The sequence below is a fragment of the Mesorhizobium sp. M7A.F.Ca.CA.002.04.1.1 genome, assembly GCF_004022805.1.
In the GTDB taxonomy this organism is placed as follows: domain Bacteria; phylum Pseudomonadota; class Alphaproteobacteria; order Rhizobiales; family Rhizobiaceae; genus Mesorhizobium; species Mesorhizobium ciceri.
In genome coordinates this window covers 1-1,790 of the sequence record NZ_RZPL01000940.1, presented here as the reverse complement: position 1 = coordinate 1,790, position 1,790 = coordinate 1, and the positions used below count along the sequence as shown (strand labels likewise).

Annotated in this window: 2 protein-coding genes and 1 pseudogene; 2 read left to right on the top strand and 1 reads right to left on the bottom strand. The window is 62.0% G+C overall.

Features of this window, described 5'->3' with window-relative positions; genetic code table 11:
- A pseudogene (locus ENZ75_RS30735) lies at positions 1-262 on the top strand (hypothetical protein); the annotation flags it as partial.
- Between the two features lie 185 nt (positions 263-447).
- Here ENZ75_RS30735 and dksA read toward each other — a convergent pair.
- On the bottom strand, positions 448-864 hold the full coding sequence (dksA, locus tag ENZ75_RS30730; protein ID WP_013531862.1) for an RNA polymerase-binding protein DksA: 417 nt from the start codon (positions 862-864) through the stop codon (positions 448-450).
- A 332-nt stretch (positions 865-1,196) separates the two neighbouring features.
- Here dksA and ENZ75_RS30725 point away from each other — a divergent pair, with 332 nt between their 5' ends.
- Positions 1,197-1,700 carry a histidine phosphatase family protein gene (locus ENZ75_RS30725; RefSeq protein WP_063167923.1) on the top strand — a complete coding sequence of 168 codons (504 nt, stop codon included), beginning with the start codon at positions 1,197-1,199 and terminating at the stop codon, positions 1,698-1,700.
- Positions 1,701-1,790: the final 90 nt, after the last annotated feature.

Here is a 1,790-nt window from a genome sequence, read left to right as displayed (position 1 = left end):
GAAGCCGGCAACGCAAAGCTACCAGCCGACCAATGTCACGCCGTTGCCCGCCTACGGCTCCGCCAACGCCAACACCGCCCGGCACGCCCCGCCACCACCGCAGCCGGTGCAGGACAGCATCGACGACACGCTGATGAGAGAACTTGAAGTATCGCTGGACCAGCCCCGTTCGGGCGGCCAGGTGGGCAAGCCGGCGGCGCCGCAGTCGCTCGACGACGAGATGACCAAGCTTCTCGGTGAACTCTCCAGCCAGAAGAAATGAGCGACCGCCGGGTCGCTATCCCCGCGAAACACCGTCGCCGGTCCGGCTGCCGAACCACCTCGTCCGAAGCCCCGAGGGTTTTCGATCTTCGCGCGCCCTGAGCGGTGGATGCCGCACCAATGAAAATGGCCGGAAAACCGGCCATTTTCAGAATCGAGTTCGTTCGAGACAGCCGGCCGTGAGCTTCAGTCGTCGCGATAGACTTTTTCGCGGCGCTCATGCCGCTCCTGCGCTTCGATCGACAATGTCGCGATCGGACGTGCATCGAGCCGCTTCAGCGCGATCGGCTCGCCGGTTTCTTCGCAATAGCCGTAGGTGCCTTCGTCGATGCGTTGCAGGGCGGAATCGATCTTTGCAATGAGCTTGCGCTGACGGTCGCGGGCCCTGAGTTCGATGGCCCGGTCGGTTTCCGAAGAGGCGCGATCGGCCAGATCGGGGTGGTTGGCGTTTTCTTGCTGCAGGATTTCCAGTGTTTCGCGCGCTTCGCGCAATATGTCATTCTTCCAGGTGACGAGCTTTGAGCGGAAGTAGGATTTCTGCCGCTCGTTCATGAACGGCTCGTCTTCGGAGGGTACGTAATCGGCGGTAACGATGTCGTTCATTCGACTCACCCAAACTGCCCCAAATTTGGCGCCTATATATTCGTCGTCCGACGCCTGCACAAGCGCAATCGGCCGCTGTTTCACGCAATTGTTAAAGTACCCGGGCACGCGTCTTTGCAGCCGCGTACGGTCGCTTTGGTACAAACTCCGCCGCGACACTTTGGATCCGGTGACGCATATTTTCCCTGATCGCGGTGCCCCCGGGGCCGATATGCAAGCGCATTTTGCAGCAGCCAGCGTTGGCTGATTCGCCGTGTTTGAAGAGCACGGGCCATTGTGCGCGACGCCGTTCTCGTGGCTAATCCCGGAAGGCTTCGGCATTCGGAGGTTGGGTGAGCAGGCTTTATCTGTTGCGACATGCCAAGGCTGGCTGGGCATTGCCCGGCATGCGCGATTTCGACCGTCCGCTCGATGCGTCCGGCCGCGCCGATGCCGAAATGATAGGCGCCGCCATGCGCTCCCGCCTCTATGTTCCGGACCGGACGCTGTGCTCCAACGCCAAACGCGCCAAAGAGACGCTGGAAGGCCTGGCCGGCCAGACCGACACCGGCCGGGTCCTGTTCTTCGACGGGCTCTACAGCGCGGACGCGGCCGGTTATCTCAACCTTATCAGGAACAATGGCGGATCGGGCTCGTTGCTGGTCATCGGCCACAACCCGATGATGGAAGACCTTGCCATGGCAGTTTCGGGCGGCGGCGACGAGGCTGCGCGGGCCACGCTGAACCATGGGTTCCCGACCGCGGGCCTGGCGGTCGTCCGCTTCGACGGCGATCTTGCCAGCGCCGCCCAAGGCACCGGCTATCTCGAAGCGTTCCTGACGCCGGCCGATCTCTGAAGCCATTTCAAAGCCTTGTTGCAGCGCCTATATCGGACGGACCGAAGTTCGAGAGAGCATATTTTGGCATCATCGCTGACCACCTTCACC

What these genes read in the sequence shown, in the direction of transcription:
- dksA (WP_013531862.1), bottom strand. Translation starts at nt 864, where the DNA reads ATGAACGACATCGTTACCGCCGATTACGTACCCTCCGAAGACGAGCCG.